Annotated in this window: 27 protein-coding genes and 2 pseudogenes; 12 read left to right on the forward strand and 17 right to left on the reverse strand. The window is 52.2% G+C overall.

Features of this window, described 5'->3' with window-relative positions:
* The 8 genes from DVA43_RS17490 to DVA43_RS17530 form a co-directional block, all read right to left on the reverse strand.
* Positions 1-2,262, reverse strand: a complete 2,262-nt coding sequence (locus tag DVA43_RS17490; RefSeq protein WP_114317161.1) for a replication endonuclease — start codon at positions 2,260-2,262, stop codon at positions 1-3.
* Between the two features lie 461 nt (positions 2,263-2,723).
* Positions 2,724-3,578, reverse strand: coding sequence for a DNA adenine methylase (locus DVA43_RS17500; RefSeq protein ID WP_114314179.1), 855 nt, complete (start codon positions 3,576-3,578; stop codon positions 2,724-2,726).
* Positions 3,575-3,802, reverse strand: coding sequence for a TraR/DksA family transcriptional regulator (locus tag DVA43_RS17505; RefSeq protein WP_114314180.1), 228 nt, complete (start codon positions 3,800-3,802; stop codon positions 3,575-3,577). The genes DVA43_RS17500 and DVA43_RS17505 overlap by 4 nt, the downstream gene beginning before the upstream one ends.
* Positions 3,802-4,038: a DUF2732 family protein gene (locus DVA43_RS17510; RefSeq protein ID WP_114314181.1), complete on the reverse strand. Its 237-nt coding sequence runs from the start codon at positions 4,036-4,038 to the stop codon at positions 3,802-3,804. Before DVA43_RS17510 ends, DVA43_RS17505 begins: the two co-directional genes overlap by 1 nt.
* A 67-nt stretch (positions 4,039-4,105) precedes the next feature.
* The gene (locus DVA43_RS17515) at positions 4,106-4,306 is read right to left on the reverse strand and encodes a hypothetical protein (RefSeq protein WP_114314182.1); all 201 of its coding nucleotides are present in this window, start codon (positions 4,304-4,306) and stop codon (positions 4,106-4,108) included.
* Positions 4,293-4,514, reverse strand: a complete 222-nt coding sequence (locus DVA43_RS17520) for a phage filamentation protein Fil family protein (protein ID WP_114314183.1) — start codon at positions 4,512-4,514, stop codon at positions 4,293-4,295. Before DVA43_RS17520 ends, DVA43_RS17515 begins: the two co-directional genes overlap by 14 nt.
* Before the next feature lie 7 nt (positions 4,515-4,521).
* The gene (locus DVA43_RS17525; protein WP_114314184.1) at positions 4,522-5,031 is read right to left on the reverse strand and encodes a phage regulatory CII family protein; all 510 of its coding nucleotides are present in this window, start codon (positions 5,029-5,031) and stop codon (positions 4,522-4,524) included.
* A gap of 35 nt (positions 5,032-5,066) precedes the next feature.
* On the reverse strand, positions 5,067-5,291 hold the full coding sequence (locus DVA43_RS17530; protein WP_114314185.1) for a hypothetical protein: 225 nt from the start codon (positions 5,289-5,291) through the stop codon (positions 5,067-5,069).
* A 129-nt stretch (positions 5,292-5,420) separates the two neighbouring features.
* On the opposite strand from DVA43_RS17530, the gene DVA43_RS17535 reads away from it, so the two are divergent.
* The 7 genes and pseudogenes from DVA43_RS17535 (at position 5,421) to DVA43_RS17565 (ending at position 10,325) form a co-directional block, all read left to right on the forward strand.
* Complete coding sequence (locus DVA43_RS17535; protein ID WP_114314186.1) at positions 5,421-6,287, forward strand: phage repressor protein CI; 867 nt, start codon at positions 5,421-5,423, stop codon at positions 6,285-6,287.
* A 14-nt stretch (positions 6,288-6,301) separates the two neighbouring features.
* Complete coding sequence (locus DVA43_RS17540; protein WP_114314187.1) at positions 6,302-6,685, forward strand: hypothetical protein; 384 nt, start codon at positions 6,302-6,304, stop codon at positions 6,683-6,685.
* Between the two features lie 2 nt (positions 6,686-6,687).
* A pseudogene (locus DVA43_RS17545) lies at positions 6,688-7,697 on the forward strand (site-specific integrase); the annotation flags it as partial.
* A gap of 418 nt (positions 7,698-8,115) precedes the next feature.
* The gene (locus DVA43_RS17550) at positions 8,116-8,403 is read left to right on the forward strand and encodes a SymE family type I addiction module toxin (protein WP_114316282.1); all 288 of its coding nucleotides are present in this window, start codon (positions 8,116-8,118) and stop codon (positions 8,401-8,403) included.
* Between the two features lie 477 nt (positions 8,404-8,880).
* Positions 8,881-9,366 (forward strand): type VI secretion system tube protein TssD, encoded by a 486-nt coding sequence (gene tssD, locus DVA43_RS17555; RefSeq protein ID WP_114316283.1) that lies wholly within the window; start codon positions 8,881-8,883, stop codon positions 9,364-9,366.
* 9 nt (positions 9,367-9,375) lie between these two features.
* A complete protein-coding gene (locus DVA43_RS17560; RefSeq protein ID WP_114316284.1) occupies positions 9,376-9,741 on the forward strand; it encodes a tlde1 domain-containing protein in 366 nt (121 codons plus the stop codon).
* Positions 9,738-10,325 carry a hypothetical protein gene (locus DVA43_RS17565; protein WP_246842245.1) on the forward strand — a complete coding sequence of 196 codons (588 nt, stop codon included), beginning with the start codon at positions 9,738-9,740 and terminating at the stop codon, positions 10,323-10,325. The genes DVA43_RS17560 and DVA43_RS17565 overlap by 4 nt, the downstream gene beginning before the upstream one ends.
* A 63-nt stretch (positions 10,326-10,388) precedes the next feature.
* On the opposite strand, the gene DVA43_RS17570 is transcribed toward DVA43_RS17565, so the two are convergent.
* Entirely contained in the window at positions 10,389-10,826 is a 438-nt protein-coding gene (locus tag DVA43_RS17570) for an acetyltransferase (protein WP_114316285.1), read from the reverse strand.
* A 117-nt stretch (positions 10,827-10,943) separates the two neighbouring features.
* Between DVA43_RS17570 and DVA43_RS17575 the strand changes: the two are divergent.
* Positions 10,944-11,155: pseudogene (locus DVA43_RS17575) on the forward strand (transcriptional regulator).
* Positions 11,156-11,367: 212 nt separating this feature from the next.
* Here DVA43_RS17575 and DVA43_RS17580 read toward each other — a convergent pair.
* The 3 genes from DVA43_RS17580 to DVA43_RS17590 form a co-directional block, all read right to left on the reverse strand.
* Positions 11,368-11,910 (reverse strand): hypothetical protein, encoded by a 543-nt coding sequence (locus DVA43_RS17580; protein ID WP_114316286.1) that lies wholly within the window; start codon positions 11,908-11,910, stop codon positions 11,368-11,370.
* Positions 11,911-12,053: 143 nt separating this feature from the next.
* The gene (locus DVA43_RS17585) at positions 12,054-13,052 is read right to left on the reverse strand and encodes a cyclopropane-fatty-acyl-phospholipid synthase family protein (RefSeq protein ID WP_114316287.1); all 999 of its coding nucleotides are present in this window, start codon (positions 13,050-13,052) and stop codon (positions 12,054-12,056) included.
* Between the two features lie 76 nt (positions 13,053-13,128).
* A complete protein-coding gene (locus DVA43_RS17590; protein WP_103177683.1) occupies positions 13,129-13,653 on the reverse strand; it encodes a lipocalin family protein in 525 nt (174 codons plus the stop codon).
* A gap of 117 nt (positions 13,654-13,770) precedes the next feature.
* Here DVA43_RS17590 and DVA43_RS17595 point away from each other — a divergent pair, with 117 nt between their 5' ends.
* From DVA43_RS17595 to DVA43_RS17610, 4 genes are all read left to right on the forward strand, one after another.
* Positions 13,771-14,499 (forward strand): MerR family transcriptional regulator, encoded by a 729-nt coding sequence (locus tag DVA43_RS17595; RefSeq protein WP_114316288.1) that lies wholly within the window; start codon positions 13,771-13,773, stop codon positions 14,497-14,499.
* A 96-nt stretch (positions 14,500-14,595) separates the two neighbouring features.
* The gene (gene uraH, locus DVA43_RS17600) at positions 14,596-15,015 is read left to right on the forward strand and encodes a hydroxyisourate hydrolase (protein WP_114316289.1); all 420 of its coding nucleotides are present in this window, start codon (positions 14,596-14,598) and stop codon (positions 15,013-15,015) included.
* 92 nt (positions 15,016-15,107) lie between these two features.
* Positions 15,108-16,067 carry a DUF523 and DUF1722 domain-containing protein gene (locus DVA43_RS17605; RefSeq protein ID WP_103177681.1) on the forward strand — a complete coding sequence of 320 codons (960 nt, stop codon included), beginning with the start codon at positions 15,108-15,110 and terminating at the stop codon, positions 16,065-16,067.
* Positions 16,068-16,210: 143 nt separating this feature from the next.
* Entirely contained in the window at positions 16,211-17,299 is a 1,089-nt protein-coding gene (locus DVA43_RS17610; protein WP_114316290.1) for an AAA family ATPase, read from the forward strand.
* 19 nt (positions 17,300-17,318) lie between these two features.
* Here DVA43_RS17610 and DVA43_RS17615 read toward each other — a convergent pair whose 3' ends face one another.
* The 5 genes from DVA43_RS17615 to DVA43_RS17635 all read right to left on the reverse strand — a co-directional run bounded on the left by DVA43_RS17615 (position 17,319) and on the right by DVA43_RS17635 (position 20,874).
* Positions 17,319-18,281, reverse strand: coding sequence for a GlxA family transcriptional regulator (locus DVA43_RS17615; RefSeq protein ID WP_114316291.1), 963 nt, complete (start codon positions 18,279-18,281; stop codon positions 17,319-17,321).
* A 25-nt stretch (positions 18,282-18,306) separates the two neighbouring features.
* Positions 18,307-19,086 (reverse strand): MBL fold metallo-hydrolase, encoded by a 780-nt coding sequence (locus DVA43_RS17620; protein ID WP_114316292.1) that lies wholly within the window; start codon positions 19,084-19,086, stop codon positions 18,307-18,309.
* 127 nt (positions 19,087-19,213) lie between these two features.
* Positions 19,214-20,017 carry a lipoprotein NlpA gene (nlpA, locus tag DVA43_RS17625; protein WP_114316293.1) on the reverse strand — a complete coding sequence of 268 codons (804 nt, stop codon included), beginning with the start codon at positions 20,015-20,017 and terminating at the stop codon, positions 19,214-19,216.
* A 195-nt stretch (positions 20,018-20,212) separates the two neighbouring features.
* Positions 20,213-20,611, reverse strand: a complete 399-nt coding sequence (locus DVA43_RS17630; RefSeq protein WP_114316294.1) for a type II toxin-antitoxin system VapC family toxin — start codon at positions 20,609-20,611, stop codon at positions 20,213-20,215.
* A complete protein-coding gene (locus DVA43_RS17635) occupies positions 20,608-20,874 on the reverse strand; it encodes an antitoxin (protein WP_103824281.1) in 267 nt (88 codons plus the stop codon). The genes DVA43_RS17630 and DVA43_RS17635 overlap by 4 nt, the downstream gene beginning before the upstream one ends.
* Positions 20,875-20,879: the final 5 nt, after the last annotated feature.

Here is a 20,879-nt window from a genome sequence, read left to right on the forward strand (position 1 = left end):
TTATTTCTCCTTATACCGATATGAGACGCCCAGCCGTTCCAGCCAGGTGTTGATGGTTGTCATGTTGGACTGAGGGGCCTTGCCCCGGATTCGATAGAGAGTGCCGTCCCGGGTGGATTCGTAGAGCACGCCATCCAGCGCGATTTTTTGGCCGGAGAGAAGCAGGCCGATCTCGGTTTCACCGATATCCCAGCCTATCGACTGTGCGAAATCGCGGATTTTTTCTGCTGGCTCGCCTGCCACGAAGCGGCGTTCTTGCCTGGTGGCGCTGTTGCGCTTCTTCCGTTTGGCATCAGCCGCTTCCTCAGATAAACGGCGCGCGATCTCTTTCTTCTCTTTACGGCTCAGAGAGCTGAGATCACGCCCTTCAAGACTGAGTTCTGTCGTTTTTTCCACCGCCCGCGGCTCCCGCGTACAGTTATTGACAGAACTCCGAGGGGCGGCTGCGCCGCCTGAAAAATCAACTTCAAAACCAGATGCGTCATCGCTCTGGCGTTTCGGGACGATTTTGTATTTCGTCGTGCGGGTGTGGATCTGCGAATCAGTGCCCACAACAGGAGAGTAAAGACCGGAGATTTTCGAAACGTCATCACCGTAGATGTTGCCGTTTTCCGTGACCTCGTAGCACAGGCGCACGCGGAGATCATCGCGGGAAACCAGCGGGCCGCCCTGGGCGTTAACGTACTGATCCCAGGCGCTGCCGTCGGCTGCCTGCCGCACCGGTTCTATTTCTGGATGCAATACCAACTCACGATCACCCAGGCGACGGAGTTCACGCCAAACCGTAACCGGCGCGCCGCCAATCTGCTGGAACTGACGGATAGCCCAACGAGACGACCAGGCGCTGACGCGGCGGGCCATCTCTTTCAGTGGCTTGCCTGTTTCGTCATCCAGTTCATCATCGAGCTGATAACCGTCGATATTTTTCGAGATGTATTTGGCGATATAGCCAGTGGCGCTGCCTTTTTCTTTGTCGATAGGCTTCATTTCGAAGCGGTTTTCAGCCGCCCCCGGTTCATGGCCATCCTCCTGCATTGCGTAACTGCGGAAAATCTCAGTAGCCTGCTGGATGTTCTCAGGCAGCATGAACAGCAGCAGGTGCCAGTGCGGGGTTTCATCGTGATGAGGCTCGGCAACGCGGAAGCCAAAGACGCGGATCCCTTTACGTAGCCATGCAGCGCGAGTTCGCGACCAGACTTTGCACAGGTATTTTTGGGTTTCGCGTGGCGATGCCCCGTTGTACTTGTTGTTGCGGCGCCCGTCATATTGCATTGAGTGATATTTAGATGGTGCGGTCAGAGTGAAAAAGGCACCTGCGAGGCCACGCTCATTGGCGATATCTTCAAAGCCGCGCATTCTGGCCATTAGTTCGCGGCGGCGGTTCGCCGGGTTAGCAACGCTGGCGGCTACTTTGTCGATCAGTGAAACGCGCTCACCGGTATCTTCATCTTCCAGCTCCATGGCTTTCAGAAACTCGCGGTTTGCTTTTTTCTGCGCGGTCCACTCTTGCAGGCATGGATCGCTGCAGTATGCAGATGTCTTTTTATGGACGTAGCCTGCCGCAATCATCAGGTGCTCGCGCCAGCGCGCGTTTATACGCCGCAGCCGGTTGAGCCACCACTGAGGGGACTGCATGCGGGCAACGGCACATAAAGCCTCTTCACCCTCCAGTTCTTCTTTGCAATAAGCCGTCCAGCATGGAACCGGCACATTCAAATGTGAGACGAGGAATCCCATACGCCCATAACCAGACAGCGTGGAAAAATAGGGATCAGCAGTACGGGCCAACTGAAACTCAAACTCGCGGTTAAACTCGCTGCCCAGGATGTCAGCAAGGTTATGCGCCAGTCGTTTCATCTCTTTTTTTCCAGCCCCGATCAGGCGGTAGAAATCACTATGCAATGGGAGCAGAGCTGCGGGTAATGAGCCCTGCGGCAAATATTGCTCATTCACCTGGTCGATACGGCTCAGAACGAAGCGTTCAAAGGTATTGAGCAACCAGGCATCAGCTGCTTTTTTACCTTTGCGGTCTATGCGCTCTAGCTTTTGGGTGAAGTTACGACGAACGAAGTGGGGGAGGGACGCCAGGCGGCGGCGGACCGCCCGGCTACGGTCTGGTTTCTCTTCTGTTTCTGCCAGTTCAGCAATCGTCAGGAGTTTGCGATTGCCTTCTGGGGTGAGGTACATGATCCCGCGCACAGTGTCGTCAGCCTGATAAGCTCCTACAGCGGCGCGGGGTTTGTTCCATTCATGCTCCCACATATCTTCATCATGCTGAGCACTATCTGCACAATGTACGAGCGATGTGGCGGAAACAGTTTCTTTCAGACGCTCAGGCATTTATAACATCCCTTTCTAAACTGAATAGACACCGTGGCGGTATCGAAATGGAACATAAATATTTCAAGTCAAAGGAAGGCTTAGCCCTCCCGTCATACGATGCAGCAATCACTGCTTGGCTCGAATCTCAACCTCAATTTCCTCCCTCTGTGCCGTATAAAATTCTTATCTGTAACGAAAATGTTTTTTACAGGGCGATCACTTGCTACGGTCTCGGGGAATACGCTCGAGCGTGTGAATTTCTCCGGTCTCTGGATCTAATAGATGCATCGGAATATGAAATGGGTTTGAAGGACTATGACTCGGTGTTTCTGAGCCAGGCGTATATAAACAAGGCGATGTCTGGCCGTTGAACGAAATGGGCAATTGCTGCTTCGTAGTCATCAGATCTGCCTCATTGCGGTAGATGGGTAGGAAATTACTGAACGAACAGGGCGCTCAAAGCTCGCCGGCGAAGCTACAGCGATAATTTCCACTGCCGCTTTTCCTTCACCAGAAGCAACACCAATGCTGCGTTTGGCAGTGAGGGTATGGATTTTGAAATCGCGATAGAGGGAACGGGTCAGAGCTGTATCGCTGTTGGAAACGACGACTGTATGACCCTGAGCAGCCATGCGCTCCAGTAGGCTGGCCAGAAGATACTGCTCATCCTCGGTAAACCCGGCGGTGTGGTATTTGGCAAAGGTGCCGTCATAAGGCGGATCGCAATAAATCACGTCACCGGTCTGAACCATTTCCAGCGTTTCCTCAAAGCTGGCGCAGATGAACGTTGCGCGTTTCGCTTTATCTGCAAAGGCGCGGATCTCGCTTTCCGGGAAGTACGGCTCTTTGTAGTTACCGAAAGGCACATTGAAAATGCCCTGCAGGTTGTAGCGGCACAGGCCACGGTAGCAGTGGCGGTTCAGATACAGGAAATAAACGGCGCGGCGCAGCCGGTTGAGCTCCTGGTCATGGTTGAAGACTTCACGGACGCGGTAGTAACTTTCAGCCAGGCTCATGCTCTCGAAAACAGCACGGGCAAGGGCGATAAAGTTCTCGCAGTCTTCGGCTATGACGCGGTAGAGATTAATCAGATCCGGATTGATATCTGCGACCAGATAGGCCGGGTAATCGGTGGACATCATCACCGCGCAGGAACCCGCGAACGGTTCAACCAGACGCGGGCCAGCAGGGAGGCGCTTAATCAGTTCGGGCATAATGGCTGTTTTGTTGCCTGCCCATTTCAGCATTGTGCTCACACTGCACCTCCGTTGTAATGTCTGCCTTTCAGCTCGTCGATTTCTTTACAGGTGACGCACAGATCGCAGCCGGGAACGGCAATGCGGCGCGCTTCCGGGATGGCTACGCCGCAGCTTTCACAGCGGAATGAAGAAACCGCAGCGCTACGGCTGCGGGCGTTGTTGATATTGCGCTGCAGAGTTTCCTCAACGCGCTGCTGCACGAGATCCATTGAATCGGCCATTAGTGCCAGTCTCCGCGTGATTCAGCTTCATAACGGTCAGCCTCACGGCGAAGAAGTTCGGCGGCCTCAGCCCCGGTCATATCGTTCTGCGTGATGTGCATGGCCAGCGCTTCCATACGGACAGATACCGAAATGGCGCAGTTCTTGCGCTCATCCAGACGTGTCTCTGTAAACAGCAACGAGAGGCCGGCATCATCCGGGCCTGTTTTGGTGGTGTGGGTTTCAATATTTCGCATTTCACTTCTCCTGAATTCGGGCAAAACGAAGCCCGGCGGGTTTACGCCATTTAATGGGTTTGGTTAATTAGCTGTAGCCGAGAACGCGGGGTGGTTTGTTTTTCAGCTGTTCAATCATTTCAGCCTGTAAGCGCTGGCGAAACTCAACACAGCACTCCCAGTTAGGATCCACGCGGAAAATCTCACCGCCGTGGGTTTTGATTTCGAAGCCATCTTCCATATTCGGAATAACGACCCCGATGATAATTCTCAGATCATCGCGCGACATGTTTCACTCCTTTCAAAATAAAACGAGCAATACGAATGATTAAACAAGCTGGCTGCTTGGCCTTTTTGCTGGTCAGCCCATTTAATAATTCGGACTGATCGCGGCTTGGGTGCCAGCGCTTATCTGCGGTGCTAATCCAGCCGTGGCCGTAGTGCATGCGTGGGCTTTCTTTTACCAGCAGCGATGCGAAAGAAGGTGCGTTATCCATGCTCACCTCAAATCAAGCCAAACGATGCGCCGAGGCCAGTCACGGTATCGACCGCGCTTGTCATGGCCGGGTGCGCGTGTAAACGCGCATGCAGAGAAACGGCGGTCAGTGCGAGAAAGCGGGTGGCTGAGTTGATGCTCTCTACAGCCTGGCGGCGGCCTGATGCGGTTCCGGTTTCCCCGCTGATGGCTGCCCTGGCGACACTCCCCAGTTCCGCCGTCGCATTCATGACGTAGTGTGGCATTTTCTCTTTGGCTACTTCGTTCACCGGCACACATGGCAGGCATTGGAGCTGCGCCAGAAAACCATCGACCAAAGTCGGGTCTTCGCTGATGTCGGTCAGTGTCAGGATATCCAGCCAGGTCAGCTGATGAGGCTGGGCCGGGTTCAGCTTGTTACGCAGCATCTGCACATTCATATCCATCTGAGCTGCCAGCTGCGACATGTTGTGTTTTCCGGCGAACGCGCGGCAGGCCTCTTCGAAGTGCGGATGTTTGGAAACTTGATAATCAAACATTGTCTGCTCCCTGTTAACTTACATAATTAAGTTGGTTATGCAGCAACGTACTTGCAGTTAATGCCTTGCTGGAGCAGACGGGCGCGAAAAGCGACCATGTTGATACGGGCCGCTCCGCCTTGTTTTCTGCGGGGAACGAGAAGCAAATCACCGTCTTTGACCATGGATTTCACGCAACTAACGCTGTATCCGTACTGAGCAGCAAACTCTTCATAGCTCATTACGTCGGGGCCTGACGGGATTGCAATTTGGGATGTCATGATGGATTATCTCCGGTTATCGGTTGATTTAGTGCATTAGAGTGCATTGGCGTGCATTTGTTAACTTATGGGTGAGATTAATTCCATAAATATGAATTGTCAAACTCATTGAAAGGAAATCTTTCCGTTATGGGTGATTCAAAAGAAAGGGCGCAGGCCGTTCTCTCCAGAATGAGAGAGGCGTATGGCGTGAAAACGAACGTTGAGTTCTCTGAGTTACTGAACATTCCACAGCCCACTATCAGTAACTGGATATCTCGAGGCAATGTTCCATTACGTTACGTAATGAGCTGCTCTCAAGAAACAGGAAGGGAACTTGAATGGCTTTTAGCTGGTGAACTTGCAAATTTAAGTTCTACCCGTGTGAGTGGCGAAACCTTAAGTTCGGATGGTAAGGCTGTCTTTGACAAGGTGTTGAGCTCAGGTGGCAAAGCTGTGCTCCAACGCTTACTTGATGCTTATGGTTTCAGTATGCAAAAAGAATTAGGGGATATGCTCGGATTATCCTCCGGAACGATCAGCACATGGGTAAGACGCGATTATTTCCCCGGCGATGTTGTGGTGGCATGCGCACTTACAACAGGCGTCTCTTTGAAATGGCTTGCTACTGGAGTCGGTCAAAAGTATGAACATCCAGGCGATAAAAATTCCATCGCGAAATCTTCTTCCATTGCTTCATATTTGCTATCGGCGGGTAAACTAAAAGAAAATGGCGAATGGAACATTGACCATACCTTCATTCCAAAAGATGCTCATAAACCCTGCTATATACAAGGGCAAAAATCATCATGGATAGTTGATATATCAAGGAAGGATGTAGGTAATGGGCGGTGGCTTTTAATAATAGATGGTTATCACGACATATATGACACAGCTAGAATACCTAACAATAAACTAGCCGTGAACCTCTATGACTCAGATTCAAATTTTATTTGTAATTCCTCTGATGTAGATTGCATTGGTCAGGTTATTTATACAATCCAAAATAATATTTAATTTATGGGGATATTATGAGATTAGTAGCTTTAGTACCTTTACTGATCGCCTTTAGCTTCTCTGCCCTTGCTAGCCAAGTCCCAGCAAGCATATCGAAGCAGTTTGAATCACTACGAGTTGAGAAAGCAACCATTAGTAATAAGACGCTGAAAGTTGTTTACAAGGATGAAAAGGTGGGCGATTTAATGGCGTTAAGCATTGCTCAATCTGTTTGTTCAGCGTGGTACACCGATAAGAAATCGTTCAACAACAATTTATTCGAGAACATCAAAGTTTATAATCACTGGGAAATGCAAGGGTATCAATTCAATCTTAATGCTAATAAATGCGAGGAATTAGGTAAGCTAGCAGGGGATGAATATGATATTGAAATGCGCAAAATAATGAAGCCTTTATAATTATGGCAATTAAAAAACTACCCTCCGGTGAATGGCTTTGTGATTTCCGTATTGATGGTGCGGAAAGTCGCCGCATCCGTAAGAAATTTGCCACAAAAGGAGAGGCTACTGCTTACGAGCAGCATTATAGAGATGAGGCTCAAAGCAAACCCTGGCTTGGGGAGAAAGAGGATCGCAGGCGCTTAAGCGAACTCATTACGCTATGGCATAACCTGCATGGCCAATCACTTGAAGCCAGTAAATCACGCCTGGCGAAACTCCATATTATTTGCCGAGGGCTCGGAGATCCGATTGCTTCGCAGCTGACGGCCAAAGATTTTGCCCACTATCGTGACCAGCGCCTGAAAGGGGAGATCGATAATGGCTACCATGCCGACCCCAAAAAGTGGATTGCTAAGCCGATAACAGTTAATCGTGAGCAGCATTATCTCGAAGCCGTCTTCAATGAGTTGAAGCGCCTTGGTGAATGGACACTGCCGAACCCGCTTGAAAGCATCCGGGCGTTTAAGGAAGCAGAGAAAGAAATGTCCTGGCTGACGGAGCCTCAGATACAGGAACTGCTCCGCGCTTGCGATTCATATGGCAAAAGTGATCTGACGCAAATCGTTAAAGTTTGCCTGGCTACTGGCGCGCGCTGGAGTGAAGCTGAGCGTCTAACCCGTTCGCAGCTTTCGCCTTACAAAATCACCTTCACCAAAACCAAAGGGAAAAAGAACCGCACGGTTCCGATCCCGAGATGGCTGTACGACGAACTTTCGCCACTACAGGGTAAACTCTTCCATCCCTGTTATCAGGAGTTTAAAAAGATGCTGGCATTGACCAGCATAGAACTGGCGGAGGGCAAAAGACTCACGTCCTCCGGCACACATTCGCCAGCCATTTTATGATGAACGGTGGAAACATCCTTGTACTGCAGCGAATCCTTGGGCACGCCAATATCCGCGAAACGATGCGGTATGCCCACTTTGCCCCTGATCATTTAGAAGATGCTGTAACTCTCAATCCTCTGGCTTACCATGAAGCCAGCAATATGGATCAGGCTGTGGACTTTTCTAACGACAAAGTGGAATACCTGGAGGTCCAGTTACCTTCTGTGCCGAGTGTGCTTAATGCTTTGTCTGGCGTTTTTGTTGCACACATCAGGCGCGGCAAAAAGATCAGCGCGGTTCTGCTCAACGACAAAACTAAGCAGGTTGATGATTCTTTTTTCAGCGCCGACAAGCTTTCCGAGAAACTTATGGGTGTCAAACGCATAGAAATCCATGGTTAGCATGGACAAAAATGTCCACGGATTGTCCATCCAGTATATCCGTGGATATACTTCGTTATACTAGGAATACACTTAACTTGCTGTTAAATATATAATTTGTAGGTTAATCAATGGGGTTAAATAAAAGCGTCTAACCTCACCAACTATCAAGGAGTTGATTATGGCTGATTCGCATTCTACCTCAGACACCGCCGCAACCGGAACTGAGCGTACATTAATTGTGGGATATCGCCCGCAAGGTCTTGATCGCAGTACGCCAAATCTCATCCTTTCTGGCAAATGGCTGCGTGCGGCGGGGTTTGATACCGGGGATAAAGTCACAGTGAAAGTCATGGATGGCTGCATCGTGGTGATGGCGCACAACCCGCATGAGAAAAAGCTGCTGGACGAATTAAAGCAGGCGCAGCATAAGCTGAAAGGCATTGAAAGCGCGCTAGCTGTATCCTAAGCAGTTAGTTTCAAGTAGTTATTCCGCAACCTGTAAGCATGGCTTACAGGTTCGGCAGATATTCAGTTGTTCGATAAAACCGAGCAACTGCCTACTCCTGTAAATCCCTCAAAACTCCACCCCGAGCAAAAAATGGGAGCTCTCTAAACAAAGGCTGGCAAGCCGCCCTTTAGCGCCCCGGTATACTCAGGACGACAGAAATCAGAATGAATACGCGGAGCGGCCTGATGCCCGGTAGCGCTACGCTTACCGGGCCTACCGTTTTGGTTTTGTAGGCCGGGTAAGGCGAAGCCTCCAGCCGGCGTTATTTAATAATCCTGCCTGACATCCGAAAGATAATCCCCATAAATATAAATAATAAAATTTCTTTATCACCTCTATAAATCAAAATATTTAAACGTCCCTTTTCAGGTACATATCACATTCTAATCGTTTAACTAGATGTATTTTATTTTGAATCTACATAAGGAGGTGAAAATGGCCATACCCGTTTACTTGTGGCTTGAAGATGATTCTGGCCGATCTATTAAAGGCTCAGTTGACATAAAAAATCGCGAGGGTTCAATTGAAGTTATTGAATTAATGCATTCAGTCGAACAACCCATAGATAAATTTTCTGGAAAAATAACATCCAAGCGCATATATAGTTCTTATGCATTCATGAAAGAGATTGATTCATCATCCCCTTGGTTATACAAGGCTCTCAGCACGGGTCAAACGTTAAAAAAAGCAGAATTTATATTTTACAGAATAAATTATAACGGGCTTGAGGAAGCGTACTTCAAAACAACTTTAGAGAACGCGAAGGTCGTTCAAATCGAGCCTATTATGTTTGATATCAAACATCCTCAAAATGCGCTTAATACACACCAGGAATATATCGACCTGACATATGAAAAAATTACGTGGCATTACCTTGATGGAAACATCATTCACTCGGACACATGGAAAGAAAGAGGCTAAGGAGGAGATATGTCGTGGGAGTATGATGTGAAAGAACACAAGTTCTATCTCGATGGAGTTTACCAGTTTGATGCTGATTACGCAGGGGCAAGTGGCTATAAGAACGATCCAACCCAGGAGTGCGTTAAGAACAGCGGACCTCTGCCACGAGGGAAGTACACTATTGGTGCCCCTTATAATTCCGCCCATACAGGAAAATACACGCTCAGTCTGACGCCTTACTCAACAAATGATATGTGTGGCAGAGATGCGTTTAAAATTCATGGGAAAAGTAGTCAGCATCCGGAAGACTCATCTGAAGGATGTATTATTGCACCCTTAAGTGCCAGAAGGAGCATCTGGAAAAGCGACGATAGGGAGCTAATAGTCAAATGAAACGCTTATCGACTCTATTCCTTGCCATGCTTTCGACCAGCCACTACGTTTACGCAGAGCAAATGACTGGCTTTGCAACGCAGTATTATCAAGAGGATACCTCCTTACCGCAAGTTGAATCAGCGCTTCCGCTTTTCCCTGTTGTCACTATCGGCAACAAAGCAATCTCTATGGAAACGTCTTACCTGACGGATATTGCAAATACCGCTGTTCACAAAGACGACTCCGCTAGCTGGATCTGCCTGCATTCACAAGAAGGCATAAATTATTGGTTTATTTCCGGCAATGAAATGGGGAGGGGATTACTCACTGCTATCGCGATGGCTAAAGATGGCAATCATAAAGAGTGCGTGGCATCGCCAGAATCAATTCGCGTTTCCATAGCAAAAATATCATTGCTTGATACTACTCGTCAGGATATCGCTCAGTCGCTCGGTTCTCATGAGTTAATACAAAAGGAGGCCTTCCTTTTGTATTACGAGACACCCGCTCAGGGCGAATTCACTCAAAGCAATACCCTCTCTTATTACTTCAATAGCGATAAAGTACGAGGCGTAATTATCGGGCAGATTACGAGTAACTAATGGGAAGAGGGAGGGTTGTTTCTCCCTCTCCCCCAAGGGCCTGGGGGCCAATATGTGCGGCAATTAACCCTTGTACCGCATATGCAACAACGGAAACGGATTACCCTGCCCGTCCCGCTCCGATCGCCCAACCTGCACAAACCCCATATGCTGATAAAACCCAACCCCCTGCGGGTTTTGCTCGTTGACGTCCACCTCGTTAGCACCAAAATGGTCAATAGCGTGTCTCAGCAGCAGCGTGCCGACGCCCTTCCCCCGGCTCGCATCATCCACAAACAGCATTTCAATGCGGTTCTCATCCGCGCCCAAAAAGCCATGAATAACGCCGCTTTCATCCCGGGCGATCACAACCTTTAAGTTCGGTAAATAGGCGTTGAGCAACAGCGGACGCAATGCCGCAATATCGCTCTCCTGCAAAAAGTGGTGCGTAGCGCGAACGGACGACTCCCAGATCGCGACAAGTCGTTCAAATTTTGAGGGAACTGCGGGTTCAATTTTCATAACGCGATCATGGCCGGGAAACGAATCTACATCAAGCCTGAGCAGGTGTATTTATAAGCTGTAGCTTATACGATTAATAACTTATCAAGGATGACATCATGTGATGGAGACGAAAGATTGAGAACCCTGAATGAAGCGATCGCTTCGCGTTCCCCTGAAAGCCAAAAACGCATCAAAGAAATGGCCGACGAAATGATCCTGGAAACGGGTATGCAAATGATGCGAGAAGAGCTGAAGCTGCCCAAAAGCATGTCGCTGAGGCAATGGGCGGTAAACTGAGCCTGGATGTTGAACTCCCGACCGGGAAGCGCGTGGCGTTTCATATTTAGGAAATTCCAGTTTTGTCCCTCTCCTAACAGGAGAGGGAATCGACCGCGCTTAAACAGATACTCCCATCACCGTATCCACCCCGTCTTTCTGCACGACCATATGACATTATTTTTTGCTGCCATTAAATACTTTTGCAGACGCTGTAATTTTCCTTATACATGTATCCATCGCAGCCTGCCCCGGAAAGATATATGACAATCAATTCGCTATATTATTGAACGTTTCCTGAAAGAGTGGATTCAATGTACGTGACAACCTGTTGTTGATTCGTTGGCGATCGCATATTGATGCCCATTCCCAGCTTTTGCAAACATGCGTGGAGATTTTGGATTAATGCGTCATCATTCTTCAAACAGATAATATAGGCATTTTCAAAAGGTAAAATATCAACAAGCCTTATACCTTGTGGGCTCAGGTAGTGGTTGATATGTTCGAGCCAAGGCATCATATAGGGAAGATCCCAGGGCTCAATTTCCGCCTCTGACCAGTTAATTTCCTCAATGAGCGTAAAAAGATACTCAGAGGGATCAACGGGAAGAGAAACACTACCCAGTGGTTTTAACGCCGGAAGATAACCGGTATATTCCGTCCATTCTTCATATACCATCAGATGTTGCGCGCTGAGGTTGTCATATAACCAATCCAGAACAGTTTCAGGCTCAAGGGTGGTGGGAACTGAGGCATAAAGTGGATCGGGATCTAATTCCGGGATACTGTTTTTCAGAGCGTGTATCAGGTCCTTCAAATCGTCCATTAATATTTCCTTATATTATTCACTAGATAAATTAAAAATTAATTTTCTGATCCAGATATATCCCGCTGCGCCGTAAACAATATCAAGTGGATATAAAAACTGCAATTTCATCCCTCTGTCGTATCCCGATAAATATGGCAATCTTACTTCCTGATTTCCATCACCGCATACACCCCATCTTTCGGCACAATGACCGTTACGTTTTCCGCCGGAATACCCGCCGCCAGGTGAATATCCTGAAGCTGTTGCAGGGTGCGGGGAAATATCGGCGTCCAGCCGATACAGCGCAGGGCGAAATCGATCTGCGGGCTGCTGGTCAGCATGTTCGAGACGATGATCGCCCCGCCCGGTTTCACCAGCCGCAGGATGTGTTGCAGGAAGGTCACCGCTTCAGCGTCGTTGAAATATTCAAAGATCCCCAGCGCATCCACCAGCTCGACGCGGCCTTCTCCCAGCTCCTGCACCAGTTTGTCGCTATGGATCAGGCACGCTTTCAGATCGCGCTGCAATATCGTCACCTGCTCCCCGACTCTCAGCCCTTCGGCTGCGGTCATTTTCTCTGCCCATTTCAGGGAGACGGGATCGACATCCACCAGCGTTAAATGCACTTTTTGCCCGTCGAGGTGCGCGCCGCGCAGCGCCTCCAGCACCGGCACGGCCGCGCCGCTGGCGAGGCTGACCCAGACATTGTCGATGTCGTTACGCAGGTACTGTTCCGCCAGCACCGCCATCACCTTCGCCCGGGAGCGGATGCCGATGGCGTCGTTGGCATGGATAAACCACTGGCGGCTGTTGCTGTCCATCCGGGTGCCGTCGGGGAGATGTTCGTCCAGCGGATTCTGGATGGCGTACAGGGCCAGCGCCGTGGGCACCAGCCGGGTACGCCAGGCGACGACCGCGGGGCGGTTAGCGAAGGCCTTTTCCGACCAGGGGTGCTGGCATTTAAGGCTCTTCTCCCCGCTGGCATCCTTTTCAACGATGGGCGGCATCAGCTGCGGGTCCGCTTTTAACGCCCGATCGACCGCGTTCAGTTCGCGCGTCACTTCGTCTTTCATCGGCCAGTTATCACTGACATCAGGAAACGACGCGCTGTGAATGGTCATGGTGGACGGCGCGGCGCCGCGAAAGGGTTGCCAGTGCATATGTTCATCTCCTGTGAGCCCATGACGGAAGTCTATTCGTCTGCCCGCACGTCGCCCCAGGAAGAAAGCACGATATTTACTGTTTCACCCATACCAGCTGATCGACCCGGAAGCCCAGGCTGCGCGCGGTATTGAGGTAATCCTCTTTCACCGCATCCGGAATGGTCGGGGTGCGCGACAGGAGCCACAGGTAGTCGCGGTTCGGGCCGCTGACCAGCGCGTACTGGTAGTTATCGTCCAGCTTGATGACGTTATACCCGCCGTAGAACGGGCCGAAGAACGAGACCTTCAGCGCGGCGGTGGTCGGCGCGCCGGTGAAAGAGGCTCTGCCCTCGCTCTCGTTCCACTTGCGTTTTACCGGATCGTATCCGCGGTTGATAACGCTGATCTGCCCGTCGCTGCGCTTGCCGTAGGTGGCGGTAACCTGCTCCAGACCGCGTTCGAAGCGGTTTTCCAGGCGGGCGACTTCGTACCACTTGCCGAGATAGCGGCTGGCGTCAAAGTTGGTGATGGGCTGCACACCTTTCGGCGGCGTAGGGGATTTACAGGCAACCAGGGTCAGCGCAATGGCGACACCGGTCACAACAGGCCATAGTTTCATGAGAACTCCTTTCATTTGCGCGTCTGGATGTAAAGTGTAGTGCACCGCTCTGGTGCTTCATCCCGCAGGCAAATATTCGTAGTATATTGAGATTAATCCTTTCCTTCGGACGCAGACATGGCTTACTCCATCGGCGAATTCGCCAGACTCAGCGGGATCACCGCCACCACCCTGCGGGCGTGGCAGCGCCGCTACGGTTTACTCAAGCCGCAGCGCACGGAGGGTGGCCATCGCCTGTACAGCGAAGAGGATGTCCAACAGGCGCTGAAAATCCTCGACTGGGTAAAAAAAGGCGTTCCGATTGGCCAGGTGAAGCCGCTCCTGGCGCGCCCTGCAGCGAGCCGTACCAACAATTGGCAAACGCTGCAACAGAACATGCTGGACCGTCTGCAGGCGGGCAAAATCGAATCCCTGCGCCAGATGATTTACGATGCCGGCCGCGAGTATCCTCGGCCAGAGCTGGTCGCGAAGGTGTTACGCCCCCTGCGCAGCCAGGTCTCGGCGAACGTTCCCGCCGCCATGACCCTGCGCGAGATCCTCGATGGCATTATCATCGCCTATACCTCGTTTTGCCTTGAGGGCGACAAGAAAGCGCCGGGCGACAACCTTCTGCTCAGCGGCTGGCACCTGAACGACCCCTGTGAAATCTGGCTTGAAGCTCTGGCGCGCACCGGCCAGGGCCATCGGATCACCATCCTGCCCATTCCGCCTGCCGCTCTGGCGCCGGAGATCTTCCCGGACCGCAAGTGGCTGTTGGTCACCAGTGGTAAGCTCAATGCCGCGCGCAAAAGGCAGGTTGAGCAGTGGCAGCAGCAGGTTTCCCTTGAGTTGATTATCCTCCGATGATTTTCTCCTGCGGGAATTGTCACGAAAAGTTGAATATTTTCCCGCGCAGCAAATGCTAACGTTTTCCTGTGACTTACTACTCCACAGGAAAACCCAATGAAAAAAAGTGCCCCTCTGCTGATCCTGGCCTCTATGGCCTTTGCTCCTGTCGCCTTTAGCGCCCCTGTCGGTACGCTGAGCGTGCATATCCTTGACCAGCAAACCGGTACGCCACCGCCGGGCGTCAGCGTTACGCTGGAAAAACAGCAGCAGGACAAATGGACCCCTGTTGCCAGCGGCAAAACGGACCAGGATGGCCGCATCAAGTCGCTCTATCCAGACGATCAGGATATGCAACCTGGCGTCTATAAAGTGACGTTTAAAACCGCCGAGTACTTCCAGGCGAATAAGCTGCAGTCGTTCTTCCCGGAGATCCCGGTGCTGTTTACCGTGACCCGCACCAACGAAAAACTGCACATTCCGTTGCTGCTCAGCCAGTACGGTTACTCGACCTATAAGGGCAGCAAAAGCTATTGATATTTATACACATTAAAAAATAGTTTCGCCAATACTTGGACAAAATAGTTAAGTTGTGTAACTTTTAGATATAGGCTCTGGAGGTACACACCATGACAACAAAACCTGTGCTGGGTATTAGCGGATGTTTAACCGGTTCCGCCGTTCGCTTCGACGGCGGGCATAAGCGTATGGGCTTTGTCATGGATGAGCTGGCCCAGTGGGTCAACTTCAGGCCCGTCTGTCCGGAAATGGCTATTGGTCTGCCGACGCCTCGTCCGGCGCTGCGCCTGGTCCTGACCGACAGCGGTGAGACGCAGATGCGGTTCAGCAAAGCGCCTCACGAAGACGTTACGCAGAAGATGGCCGATTTTGCGGCGGGTTATCTGCCAAAAATCGGCGATCTTGCTGGCTTTATCGTCTGTGCAAAATCCCCCAGCTGCGGCATGGAACGCGTACGGCTTTATGATGAAAACGGCAACCGGGGCCGCAAGGAGGGTGTCGGGCTGTTCACCGCTGCGCTCCTTGAAACCTGGCCGTGGCTACCGGTGGAGGAGGATGGACGCCTGCACGATCCGGTACTGCGGGAGAATTTTGTTGAGCGCGTCTTTGCTCTTCACGAACTGAACACCCTGCGCGCCAATGGCCTGACGCGCCGCGCGCTGCTGGACTTTCACAGCCGCTACAAACTCCAGCTGCTGGCCCATCACCAGGCAGGCTACCGGGAGATTGGCCCGTTCGTCGCTTCGCTGCACGAGTGGGAAGATCTGAACGCTTTCTTCGAGGCGTACCGCGAAAAGCTGATGGCGATCCTGAAGCAACCCGCCTCGCGCAAAAACCACACCAACGTCCTGATGCATATTCAGGGCTATTTCCGTAACCAGCTTAACAGCCGCCAGCGCGGCGAACTGCGTGACGTGATCCTGCATTACCGTGACGGGTTACTGCCTATTCTCGCCCCGCTCACGCTGCTGAAGCACTATCTGGCGGAATATCCTGACCAGTATCTGATGACGCAAAACTACTTTGATCCCTACCCGGATGATTTAGGTCTGCGTCTCGCTGTAGCCTGAAATTCACAATGCGAAGGCCCCATTGACCCACAGAGGCCCAAAGCAGTACCCCGTTTAGACGACACCCTCACTGTCGTCTTTTTTTGCAGTTTGCTTAAAATACTGTAGCTTTATACAGGCTTAAGCCGCAAAAGGGTCCGCCCATGATCAACTCCCTGCACATTCAAAACTACCGTTCGATTCGCGACATGTCGCTGGATCTGGAGCAGCTCAATATCGTTTTCGGCCCGAACGGCAGCGGAAAATCGAATATCTATAAAGCCATCCACCTGATGCACAGCGCGGCGCAGGGGCAGTTTTCCCAGGCGCTGGCAAATGAAGGCGGCATTCTGAAGGTGTTCTGGGCAGGCAAAACCCGCAGCGACCAGCTGCGGCGGATGAATCTGGCGGTGGAAACCGAAACCTACGAGTATGAACTGCAGGTGGGCTTTGTTGAAAAGCTGCCTTATCCTTCGCAGTTTCAGCTCGATCCGGTCATCAAAGAAGAGTCCATCTGGCTGAGCGGCCACCAGCGGCGCCCTTCCGCACGCCTGATGCAGCGCAAAAACCAGACCGTGTTTCTGAATAACGTTCACCACGAAAAGGTGACCCACAGCGGCACCCTGTATGAGAACGAATCGGTCTTCGGCCAGCTCGGCGAGCCGCACCTCTACCCCGAGGTGTCGCAGATGCGCGAGTCCCTGCGTAACTGGCGTTTTTATCATGAGTTTTCTGTCTCATCCGGTTCGGCGATGCGCGCTCCGCAGGTGGGGTTCCGTTCGCCAGTGCTGGCCAGCGACGGCGCAAACCTGGCGGCCGCGTTTCAGACCATCGTCGAGATTGGCGACGAGATGCTGCTGATGCGTATTCTCGACCAGGCTTTCCCCGGCTGCGTCTTTTACAGCGACAATACGGGCGGACGTTTCCGGATGATGATGCAGCGCGAAGGCTTAAGCCGACCGCTGGAGCCCGCAGAGTTTTCCGACGGCACGCTGCGTTTTCTCTGTCTGGCGGTGGCCCTGCTCAGCCCGCGCCCGCCCGCTTTTATCGCCCTCAACGAACCAGAAAACAGCCTGCATCCGCAGATGCTGCCTGCTCTGGCGAGCCTGATCGCTGAGGCCAGCCGCTATTCGCAGATCTGGCTCACCAGCCACTCGCCGGAGCTGGCGAACCTGATTGAGAAGCATCGATCGTTTTCGCTGTATCAGCTGTCGATGGTGGAAGGCGAGACGAGAATGGCGCGGCTGGGGTAAATGCCGGAAGGTGCTACGCTTATCCGGCCTGGGCCTGCGTGCGGAAGGTTTTGCGCCACTCCGCCGGGCTGACACCAAAACGGGCCTTAAACTGCTGACGCCAGGTCACAGCTGAGAGATAGCCCACCTGCTCTGCCACCGCCTCTATCGGCAGATTGCTGCTTTCCAGCAACAGCTGGCTACGCCGCAGGCGTTCGGCGGTGATCCACGAGACCACACTCATTCCGGTGGCTTTCATAAAATGGCGGGTCAGGGTGCGGCGACTCATCGCCACGCTCTCTGCCAGCGCATCCAGGTTGAGCGGCTGGCTGATATTACGCTGGAGATAATCGATCAGATTATTGATTCGCGCATCGCGGGTGGTTTCCGGCACCGGCTGGGCGATAAACTGCGCCTGCCCGCCCTCGCGGTGCGGCGGCACGATCATCCGTCGGGCAATCTGGTTGGCGACCTCGCTGCCAAAGCGCTGACGGATAATGTACAGGCAGCAGTCCAGCGCGGCGGCGGTACCGGCAGAGGTGATGATGCGGTCGTCATCAACGTACAGCGCGTTGATATCGAGCTGCACGTTCGGGAAAAGCGTCTGAAACTGGCGTTCGAACTCCCAGTGCGTTGCTGCCCGTTTGCCGTCGAGAATGCCAGCATATCCGAGAACAAACGACCCCAGACACAACCCGACGATCTCCGCCCCGCGGTCTTTGGCCTGCACCAGGCTGTCGAGCAGCGCCTGCGGGGGACGCGCCAGAACATGTTGCCAGTAAGGTACCACCACGATATCGGCCTGCCCGATAGCAGAATAATCCTGCGTTGCGTTAAGCGCGAAGCCGTCGGGGGAGGTCAGGAGTCCGGGCTTTTCGGCGCAGATCGTTACATTAAAACGCTTTTTACCGGAAACGGTATCGCCAAACAGAATGCAGGGGACGGAGTAGTGGAACGGGCTAAACCCGTCCACGGCGACAATGGCAACGTGAGTAAGCGGCATTGATCTCTCCTTTCCCCTGATTGCCTCAGAATATAAAGGATTCACCATCCTGAGGAATGCTCAGCACGTCGCTGACCTGATTATCCTCTGCATACTGGCGCAACGCGCTGCGGGTCAGCAGGCAGTGGTTGATGGCCTCCATATGGACCGCCACAATTTTCGCCTGCGGTAGCAGGAAGTGAATATTCAGCACATCCTCCTGGCCCATGATGATCGGCCCAAACCCGATCACGTGGGCATAACCGGCGTTGATAACCACCACATCCGGCTGATGTTTTTGCAGGTCGGTTGCTACCGCCTCGCGCCAGATCGTATCCCCAACAATGCAGAGCGTCTTTTCGTCAGGATGACGAAACACCACGCCGCAGGCTTCGCCCAGCCGCTCCGCCAGCTCCGGCACCGCATAGGCACGATCGGTACCGTGCTGGCCGCCGTCGGTTTTACTTAGCCGGATATCGCCAAACGTGCTGTTGTCCGTCAGCACGTTAAGATGGGTGAAGCCCTGGCTGCGCAGAAGCTGCGCGTCATCTTCGTTCTGAACGAAGATCGGTTTGTCTTTGGCGATCCGCTCGATGGCGTACTGATCCCAGTGATCCGGGTGGGTATGGGTTACGATAACGGCATCGACATCCAGCAGGGTTTCAATCGCACAGGGCAGTTCCACCATCGGGTTGCGGATCGCCTCCCGGGCGGTGCCCGGAAAGCCGGGGTAAGTCCCTTTAGGTGCCAGCATCGGGTCAACCAGAAAGCGCTTTCCGGCATAGGTGATAAGCTGTGTCGCGTTACGAATGTGGGTGATGTTCATGAGCTCTCCTCCGGTCTGTATTGCAGAAAGGATAGCCGGAGGAGGAACGGCAGAATGTGGGCTAAAGGGCATTCAACGATGGGATTGGGCCAACTTATTTTCATGCCGCAGTGAGCGGCATGAAGTTTTATTCCCAGCCCGGCACTGCCCCGCCGTTAAAGATGGTCTCTGCTGCTTTCGCGACCTCTGGTGACTGGTAGGCCTGGATAAACTCCTTCACCTTCTGCGCATCTTTATTATCTTCCCGCGTCACCACAATGTTCACGTAAGGCGAGTTTTTATCTTCGATAAAGACGCTGTCATGCACCGGCGACAGCCCGGTTTGCTGGAGATAGGTGGTGCTGATAATCGCCACATCCACTTTCGGATCGTCCAACACGCGCGGCAGTTGCGCCCCCTCCAGCTCCATGATTTTCAGGTTTTTTGGGTTGGCGGTGATATCCAGCGCCGTCGGCAGCAAACCGACGTCCGGTTTCAGGGCGATCAGCTTTTCGTTTTGCAGCAGCAACAGGGCACGGCCCAGGTTGGTGGGGTCGTTCGGGATGGCGATGGTTGCGCCATCTTTGAGTTCAGAGACCGATTTGATCTTGCGGGAATAACCCGCCATCGGGAAGACAAAGGTGTTGCCCACCGCCACCAGCTTGTAGCCGTGCGCTTTGTTGTCTTCCGCCAGGAATGGGCGATGCTGGAAGACGTTGGCGTCCAGCTCCCCGTGGTCAGTGGCATCGTTTGGCAGCAGCGAGCCGCTAAAGCCCACCAGCTCAACGTCGAGGCCGAACTTCTCTTTCGCCACTTTTTTGGCGACTTCCGCCACGTCCTGCTCGGCGCCGTTGATCACGCCGACTTTAATGTGTTTAGCATCGCTGCCGCTTTGGTCACAGCCCGCCAGCAGCAGGCCAGCAAGAAGAAGCGTACCCAATCGAAGTTTCACCGGTCATATCCTTTTGAGAAATGTTTTATCGACTATATCGGCAACCCAGCGGCAGGTTAAAAAACGAAAAGGCATCAATAAGAAGGATAAGTTATATGCAGGTTTTGCCGGGCGGCGCTGCGCTTGCCCGGCCTACGTGAAGAGACAGAGACCTGTCGTAGGCCCGGTAAGCGTCGCGCCGCCGGGCGTTGGGGCTCACGCCGCTGTAGTCCAGTCCTCGATAGTCAACTCCTGTACCATTCCGAAAGCACGATCGTTAGTCACAATCGTTGTGCCCCGGCTAATGGCATGGGCTGCGATCAACTGATCAAGATCTGCCATCACTTTACCTCGAGTTTCCATCTCAGCACGGAGTTTGCCGTAAGCGGCTGCGGCGTCACTGTCCCAGTCATAGATAGTGATAGTGCTCAGAAACGTCTTTATGGTCTCTTTTAACCTGGTGCTTTGTTTTTTATCCGCCCCATAAAGCAGCTCCGCTTCTGTGATACTTGAGATACATACGTCCGCTGGCTTCAGGTTAGTCATTCTATTTACAACACCGGGATGCCTTTTAAATAAATGGCTCACAATATTTGTATCCAGCATATGTTTCATACCTGAACTCCATCCAGGGGATCCCTCTTTGTAATACTCTGATTTCTTTCCTCCGGACTTAAAAATGAATCAGGTACGGTGGTGTTTTCCAACATCCTGAAAAATTCATCCCAGCTTTTTTCCTTGGCAGGTTTTGCAGCCAGAACCACATTCCCCTCTTCATCCCGCCGGATCCAGACACTCTCCGCATCAAACGCGAACTCAGCAGGCAGTAAAACCGCCTGGTTTTGCCCTTTTTTGAACAGTTTTGCTTTACGTTCCATCGCAA

It is taken from the genome of Leclercia sp. W6, from assembly GCF_003336345.1.
GTDB lineage: Bacteria > Pseudomonadota > Gammaproteobacteria > Enterobacterales > Enterobacteriaceae > Enterobacter.

Coding starts and splice junctions, on each gene's coding strand:
- DVA43_RS17490 (WP_114317161.1), bottom strand. CDS start 2,262: ATGTGGGAGCATGAATGGAACAAACCCCGCGCCGCTGTAGGAGCTTAT.
- DVA43_RS17505 (WP_114314180.1), bottom strand. CDS start 3,802: ATGGCCGATTCAATGGATCTCGTGCAGCAGCGCGTTGAGGAAACTCTG.
- DVA43_RS17510 (WP_114314181.1), bottom strand. CDS start 4,038: ATGCGAAATATTGAAACCCACACCACCAAAACAGGCCCGGATGATGCC.
- DVA43_RS17515 (WP_114314182.1), bottom strand. CDS start 4,306: ATGTCGCGCGATGATCTGAGAATTATCATCGGGGTCGTTATTCCGAAT.
- DVA43_RS17520 (WP_114314183.1), bottom strand. CDS start 4,514: ATGGATAACGCACCTTCTTTCGCATCGCTGCTGGTAAAAGAAAGCCCA.
- DVA43_RS17525 (WP_114314184.1), bottom strand. CDS start 5,031: ATGTTTGATTATCAAGTTTCCAAACATCCGCACTTCGAAGAGGCCTGC.
- DVA43_RS17530 (WP_114314185.1), bottom strand. CDS start 5,291: ATGACATCCCAAATTGCAATCCCGTCAGGCCCCGACGTAATGAGCTAT.
- DVA43_RS17535 (WP_114314186.1), top strand. CDS start 5,421: ATGGGTGATTCAAAAGAAAGGGCGCAGGCCGTTCTCTCCAGAATGAGA.
- DVA43_RS17540 (WP_114314187.1), top strand. CDS start 6,302: ATGAGATTAGTAGCTTTAGTACCTTTACTGATCGCCTTTAGCTTCTCT.
- DVA43_RS17550 (WP_114316282.1), top strand. CDS start 8,116: ATGGCTGATTCGCATTCTACCTCAGACACCGCCGCAACCGGAACTGAG.
- tssD (WP_114316283.1), top strand. CDS start 8,881: ATGGCCATACCCGTTTACTTGTGGCTTGAAGATGATTCTGGCCGATCT.
- DVA43_RS17560 (WP_114316284.1), top strand. CDS start 9,376: ATGTCGTGGGAGTATGATGTGAAAGAACACAAGTTCTATCTCGATGGA.
- DVA43_RS17565 (WP_246842245.1), top strand. CDS start 9,738: ATGAAACGCTTATCGACTCTATTCCTTGCCATGCTTTCGACCAGCCAC.
- DVA43_RS17570 (WP_114316285.1), bottom strand. CDS start 10,826: ATGAAAATTGAACCCGCAGTTCCCTCAAAATTTGAACGACTTGTCGCG.
- DVA43_RS17580 (WP_114316286.1), bottom strand. CDS start 11,910: ATGGACGATTTGAAGGACCTGATACACGCTCTGAAAAACAGTATCCCG.
- DVA43_RS17585 (WP_114316287.1), bottom strand. CDS start 13,052: ATGCACTGGCAACCCTTTCGCGGCGCCGCGCCGTCCACCATGACCATT.
- DVA43_RS17590 (WP_103177683.1), bottom strand. CDS start 13,653: ATGAAACTATGGCCTGTTGTGACCGGTGTCGCCATTGCGCTGACCCTG.
- DVA43_RS17595 (WP_114316288.1), top strand. CDS start 13,771: ATGGCTTACTCCATCGGCGAATTCGCCAGACTCAGCGGGATCACCGCC.
- uraH (WP_114316289.1), top strand. CDS start 14,596: ATGAAAAAAAGTGCCCCTCTGCTGATCCTGGCCTCTATGGCCTTTGCT.
- DVA43_RS17605 (WP_103177681.1), top strand. CDS start 15,108: ATGACAACAAAACCTGTGCTGGGTATTAGCGGATGTTTAACCGGTTCC.
- DVA43_RS17610 (WP_114316290.1), top strand. CDS start 16,211: ATGATCAACTCCCTGCACATTCAAAACTACCGTTCGATTCGCGACATG.
- DVA43_RS17615 (WP_114316291.1), bottom strand. CDS start 18,281: ATGCCGCTTACTCACGTTGCCATTGTCGCCGTGGACGGGTTTAGCCCG.
- DVA43_RS17620 (WP_114316292.1), bottom strand. CDS start 19,086: ATGAACATCACCCACATTCGTAACGCGACACAGCTTATCACCTATGCC.
- DVA43_RS17630 (WP_114316294.1), bottom strand. CDS start 20,611: ATGAAACATATGCTGGATACAAATATTGTGAGCCATTTATTTAAAAGG.
- DVA43_RS17635 (WP_103824281.1), bottom strand. CDS start 20,874: ATGGAACGTAAAGCAAAACTGTTCAAAAAAGGGCAAAACCAGGCGGTT.